The sequence below is a fragment of the Bradyrhizobium sp. LeoB3 genome (genome assembly GCF_055456055.1).
Genome location: NZ_JBVBEF010000215.1, coordinates 1 through 4,626 on the forward strand (window position 1 = coordinate 1; position 4,626 = coordinate 4,626).

Genomic DNA, 4,626 nt, shown 5'->3' on the forward strand with positions numbered 1-4,626 from the left:
ACCGGACGCGCCGCCCACCGTCAGACGGCGCTCGACTTCGGCGCGCAGGAGTTCGTCGCTCTCGAGAACGACGCCCTGGAAGACGTCGGCCCAGTCGATCTGGTTTTCGATCTCTTCGGCGGCGACATCGCGAAGCGGTCCGCAGGCCTGGTTCGAGCCGGAGGAACGCTGGTGACCATCGCCGGCCCGACCGAGGCACGGCCAGCCGACGGCCTGACGATCGACTTTGTTCTCGTGTCCGATCGCGCCCAACTGGGTGAGATCGCCCAGCGGGTGCGGGACGGACGGCTGCGGACGAACATCGGCAACATCGCGACCCTCGACGATGCTGTCGCCGCTTTCAATCCGACCAAACGGATCAGCGGGAAAACGATCATCCGCGTTCGTCCGTGAGGACGCGGGAACGGCGAGGGTTCTGCGCTCCTCGTGGATCATCGTCGCCTTTTGGATCGTAGCGTAGCAACACGAGGAGACTGGTTTGATGCAGCATTATGTCTTGGGGCATTCGAACCGGGAACTTCGCAGGCTGATGCTGCAGGCGGACAACCTCCGCCCGATCACGACGCGCCTCCTGCGCGAGATCGGGCTCGCACGAGGCATGCGCGTCGTCGATCTCGGTTGTGGAGCGGGCGACGTGGCAATGCTCGCGGCGGAAATGGTCGGGCCGACCGGGGCCGTCGTCGCGATCGGCCGCAGCGCTGTCGCGATCGCCACGGCCCGCGAGCGCGCCCGCGCCGCTGGTCGCGCCAATATCGAATTCGTGGAAGGCAATGCCTCCGAAATGACCGGCGCCGGAAACTGCGATCTGGCTATCGGTCGCTATGTCTTGGTCCAAAAGAGCGACCCGGTCGCACTGATCCGCGCAGCGGCCACTCACCTCCGGCCAAGCGGCGCAGTTGCCTTCCATGAGGTGTTCCTCCTCGGAACATGGTGGTTCTGCCGCTTTCCAATGAAAACAATGCGTTATGTTGTCTAAAGGCAATTACGAGCGCGTTGAATGATTTAGCGTTTTCCCCGCGTTGGCTAACGAACTGAAGCACGAAGGCAGGCAACCTTCGGGGCGAGATGGCCATGGTCATCGAGCGGTCGCTGCGCGAGACGCTGACCGGGACGGCGGATGAAAAGCCGGAGGCGGCACAACTCGCGGCGTGATTGTCGAAATTCGACAAGTTGTCGGATTTGCAGCCCGGTCAGCACATCGCTGGCCGGGTTTTTCTGCCGAACTCATTCGGGCCAGCGCGAGAGGAAGCCCCCCGTCAATCGGTCAGGTTGAGCGTCTTATCGGCACAGACGTTGATGCCGGGCGCGTCCATCGACTCGCCGTCGTCGAACGTCCCGCGCAGATCAAAGCGGCAATCGCTGGCCTGCGGCAGTTTAGCCGACGCTTGCTTGCCGGATTTCACCGGGCCGACCACTTTCTTCCAGTCTGTAGAGCCGGACTCGGCCGCCTCCAACTGGACTAGATCCGCTTTGCGCAAGTTCGTCACCGTCACAGTGACGGTGACTGCCGGCTTCGCCTTGTGCTTGCTCGGTGCGACCTGTGCGGTAAGGCCGAACAGAGTCGCTCCCGCGAGCGCCGCAGCAAGTGTCCGAGTGATCATCAGGTTCACTCCCTAGCTCAGGTTCACCCCTAGCATCACCACGACGCGCAACCCTTACGCCCACTGCGCTAACGATCTGTTAAAACGAATCGGGTCCGGCCTGACGATTTCGCCGCCTGCTCGTGGCCATCGGGTTGGTGTTGGGAGCGGATTTTGTGTTGGTCGATCAACGCACCGCGCGCGAAAGCCGCTGATGCGCCTTTGCCTCGTCCGGTCTGGTAGCGGCGGCTCCGAAATATCGCATGGGCGGGAGGGCCAATCGATCCTCGCTCTGCTACGATCACCGCATGACGAGCTATCCGCAGAAAATCACCTTCGGCGAGCTGCGCGCGGCCGGCGTTCGCGACGTGCTGATCTATTGCCGCGACCACCGATGCAGCCATCACGTCGAGATCAGCGGCGACCGCTTAGGCGGATGACCTGCGGCTCTCTGCACATACAAATTAAAAAAAGTCGTGATAAATCTCGCATCACCTCTGGAGGGCTGGATGACGATCGCGAAGGAAGACTTGCAAGCCGCGCTGGCGTATCTCGCCGAACACTTCCCGCAAACTTTCGTGCTGGAGCGGCACCAGCCGCATCGGCCGTTGAAGGTCGGGATCGCCGACGATCTCGTGGCGCGCTGCCCGGAGCTTGACCGGAGCAAGCTCGGTATAGTGCTGGGCACCTACGCCCGGCGCGTGATGTATCGGAAGGGTATGGTCGCGGGCGCGGCCCGGATCGATCTCGACGGCAATGCGTGCGGCGAAGTGAGCGCCAGGGATGCGGAGCACGCCGCCGAGAGTCTGGCGGAGATCCTGGCGTCGCGTCAGGCCAAGCAAGCCGCGGCCGAGGCGGCCAGGCGTACGGAACGGATCGCGAGGCATCCGGCGGCGCCGGCGCCTCCGGCCGCAACGCCTCCAGCCGCAAGGACGCTGAAGGACAAGCCCGTGCTGCGCCTGCCAGCGTTCCGTTAAAAGTGCGGATGAATTTCCCGGTCGCTGACGTGCTGGTCTATTGAATTGAGAGCACCGCAATCGCCGCCATGATCGTCGAGGCAATGCCCGCCATGACCAGGAGCGCGGTGAACAGACGGTCCCGCATGACGCTAGCCTCTCTTCCGACGATAAGTTAGCCGCCCCGGCGCGACCGTGGGGGATCGGCACCGGGGCGCGCGCTCCCTCTCACCCACCGGGGCTGGTAAGGGCTGGGGTTCGATCAGCGAGAGGTCGCAAACACAGAAAAGCACAACCGCCGCGCGGATGTCAGTGCAGTTTGTGCCGTAGCCAACTCAAATTTGGCGTCCCTTCGGTTACATAGTGCTCTGACGTGCGGCGTAGAGTGTGCCTGTCTCGGCGAGCGATCTCTCGCGCTGATCACCGGGGCCTCCCAAGGGTCAGCCGAGAGGCAGCGACGCCCCGGCGCAGATCCGGTGATTCCTCGGCGCCGGGGCGGTCAAACCCCCGCGAGGACGAATTGAGCAGCACGCGGCTGACATTGATTCACGAAATTCTTGCCGAGCACGGGCCGATGACAGCAGAAGCCATGGTCCGGGAAATGCTGAAACTCGGCCATGACGTGTCCGTTCACGAAACGCTGCGCGGCAAAGTCTCTCCGCTTCTCATAAGTCTGTTGCGGCTGGAAAAAGCCGGCATCCTCGCGCGTGAAGGCAAAGGCCATTCGGCGCTGTGGCGGATCAAGACATCACAAACGCAACCGCCGTACTCGCAAGCGTCATGATGATCCGACTTGCTATAGTCACATCGTCAGTGCCAGCTGGATCGCGGGCGGCTCGCCATAGCGGCCGATGAATGACGCCAATTGTTCTGGAATCTCGCCGCCCTCGGCGCAGCGCTGGCTCAGCTCGGTGGTAATCTCTCCGAGGTCAAGCAGCACCGCCTCGCCGTCGAGCACGAACGCGGATGCGTGATGCCGCAAGGCCGCCTCAACGATCAGCGGGAATCGGTCGCTCCAGTCGTGGCCGTCGCGGGTGAACAGCCGCACGCGCTTATCCTCGCGCTGAACGATCAAACGGTAGCTGTCGTGCTTGATCTCGTGGATCCACTCCGGCCGGTCAGGCACCTTGGTGCCGCGCGTCGGGATGCAGGGTTCAAGTTATTTGAGCATTGCAGACAGATAGTCGTGGAAAACGTTAAATGCGAATCTCTCGCGCTGGGAAATGCCGGATCACGGTACATCATTTGAGAATGAGCAATGATGCCCAGCTGATCGCCCATTTCTCCTGTCCGCGCTGCGTTACGGTCTATGCGGCGTGCCAGCAACAGCAGCCGGGCCAGCACCCCGCGACTTTCACTGCCGTAAGTGCGGTACTCAGGTCCATTCGTGGGCCGGGCTCTACAACTACGTGAGTTGGAAACCTGTCTCTCGAAGGATACTCAGAAAAATCGGTACCCGGTAGCGACGTAGCTCCGCAGCTGGGTTGGTTCGGGCAAACAGGGCCTGTGAATAGTCGGCAACTGTCGCCGATTTGCGATTGTAAATCGGATCAAATCGCAGAATAAACATTCAGTTCTCGTGGCACTAGTCGCAAGTTTTGTTGGCGCTCAAATGCTTGCATCAATGCCCTCGCTTGGCGACGTGCTGAAATGTAAAATCGAAGGCGACAACGAAGACATTTTCATCACCACTTCGCCGGACACCAATCAAAACGACGGTCAGTACGCCCGGATCGGCACCTCGCCGCACGAGGAGGTGCTGCTGCCATGCGCCTTCAGACATATCGGGACGAAAATCACTCCAGACACCTCGATTTCGTTTGGTCACCACTGGTCAATTGACCTAGTCACCATAGTGGCCTCCGGCATCCTAGTGGTGGGCTTTGCATGTGCCGTCGTAGCCCTCTGGGTCCACTAGCCGAGCCGGGCGAACATCGTGGGGCCGCCGCTGTCCATTGAGCTTGTCTGCTCCAAAACAAGCTTTAATCGTCGCGGCGATGCTGCCGATAATCCGCGGGCACTTGCGCGCTCGCAAAATATGGATTGATGACGCACACTGCTGCGCGGCCCGATGCCGACGCCTTGCACTG

Annotated in this window: 9 protein-coding genes; 6 read left to right on the forward strand and 3 right to left on the reverse strand. The window is 61.6% G+C overall.

Features of this window, described 5'->3' with window-relative positions:
* Together ACZXDY_RS44790 and ACZXDY_RS44795 are read left to right on the forward strand one after the other, a co-directional pair.
* Positions 1-393, forward strand: a 393-nt coding sequence (locus ACZXDY_RS44790) for a zinc-binding dehydrogenase (protein ID WP_464349878.1), incomplete at its 5' end; no start/stop codon positions are given.
* 88 nt (positions 394-481) lie between these two features.
* Positions 482-976: a class I SAM-dependent methyltransferase gene (locus ACZXDY_RS44795; protein ID WP_464349879.1), complete on the forward strand. Its 495-nt coding sequence runs from the start codon at positions 482-484 to the stop codon at positions 974-976.
* Positions 977-1,256: 280 nt separating this feature from the next.
* Here ACZXDY_RS44795 and ACZXDY_RS44800 read toward each other — a convergent pair whose 3' ends face one another.
* Entirely contained in the window at positions 1,257-1,610 is a 354-nt protein-coding gene (locus ACZXDY_RS44800; protein WP_464349880.1) for a hypothetical protein, read from the reverse strand.
* Positions 1,611-1,888: 278 nt separating this feature from the next.
* On the opposite strand from ACZXDY_RS44800, the gene ACZXDY_RS44805 reads away from it, so the two are divergent.
* From ACZXDY_RS44805 to ACZXDY_RS44815, 3 genes are all read left to right on the forward strand, one after another.
* Positions 1,889-2,020, forward strand: a complete 132-nt coding sequence (locus tag ACZXDY_RS44805; RefSeq protein ID WP_283807059.1) for a hypothetical protein — start codon at positions 1,889-1,891, stop codon at positions 2,018-2,020.
* 69 nt (positions 2,021-2,089) lie between these two features.
* On the forward strand, positions 2,090-2,557 hold the full coding sequence (locus ACZXDY_RS44810; protein ID WP_464349881.1) for a ProQ/FINO family protein: 468 nt from the start codon (positions 2,090-2,092) through the stop codon (positions 2,555-2,557).
* Between the two features lie 499 nt (positions 2,558-3,056).
* Positions 3,057-3,320 carry a hypothetical protein gene (locus ACZXDY_RS44815; RefSeq protein ID WP_464349882.1) on the forward strand — a complete coding sequence of 88 codons (264 nt, stop codon included), beginning with the start codon at positions 3,057-3,059 and terminating at the stop codon, positions 3,318-3,320.
* Between the two features lie 18 nt (positions 3,321-3,338).
* Here the strand turns inward: ACZXDY_RS44815 and ACZXDY_RS44820 are convergent, their stop codons facing one another.
* Positions 3,339-3,662, reverse strand: coding sequence for an ATP-dependent DNA ligase (locus ACZXDY_RS44820; RefSeq protein ID WP_464349883.1), 324 nt, complete (start codon positions 3,660-3,662; stop codon positions 3,339-3,341).
* A 486-nt stretch (positions 3,663-4,148) separates the two neighbouring features.
* On the opposite strand from ACZXDY_RS44820, the gene ACZXDY_RS44825 reads away from it, so the two are divergent.
* Positions 4,149-4,454, forward strand: coding sequence for a hypothetical protein (locus tag ACZXDY_RS44825; protein ID WP_464349884.1), 306 nt, complete (start codon positions 4,149-4,151; stop codon positions 4,452-4,454).
* A 64-nt stretch (positions 4,455-4,518) separates the two neighbouring features.
* On the opposite strand, the gene ACZXDY_RS44830 is transcribed toward ACZXDY_RS44825, so the two are convergent.
* On the reverse strand, positions 4,519-4,626 hold a 108-nt coding region (locus ACZXDY_RS44830), incomplete at its 5' end, for a DUF3551 domain-containing protein (protein WP_464349885.1).

Bases quoted from the DNA above. Each gene is read 5' to 3' on its own strand.
- ACZXDY_RS44805 (WP_283807059.1), top strand. From the start codon at position 1,889: ATGACGAGCTATCCGCAGAAAATCACCTTCGGCGAGCTGCGCGCGGCC.
- ACZXDY_RS44795 (WP_464349879.1), top strand. From the start codon at position 482: ATGCAGCATTATGTCTTGGGGCATTCGAACCGGGAACTTCGCAGGCTG.
- ACZXDY_RS44810 (WP_464349881.1), top strand. From the start codon at position 2,090: ATGACGATCGCGAAGGAAGACTTGCAAGCCGCGCTGGCGTATCTCGCC.
- ACZXDY_RS44825 (WP_464349884.1), top strand. From the start codon at position 4,149: ATGCTTGCATCAATGCCCTCGCTTGGCGACGTGCTGAAATGTAAAATC.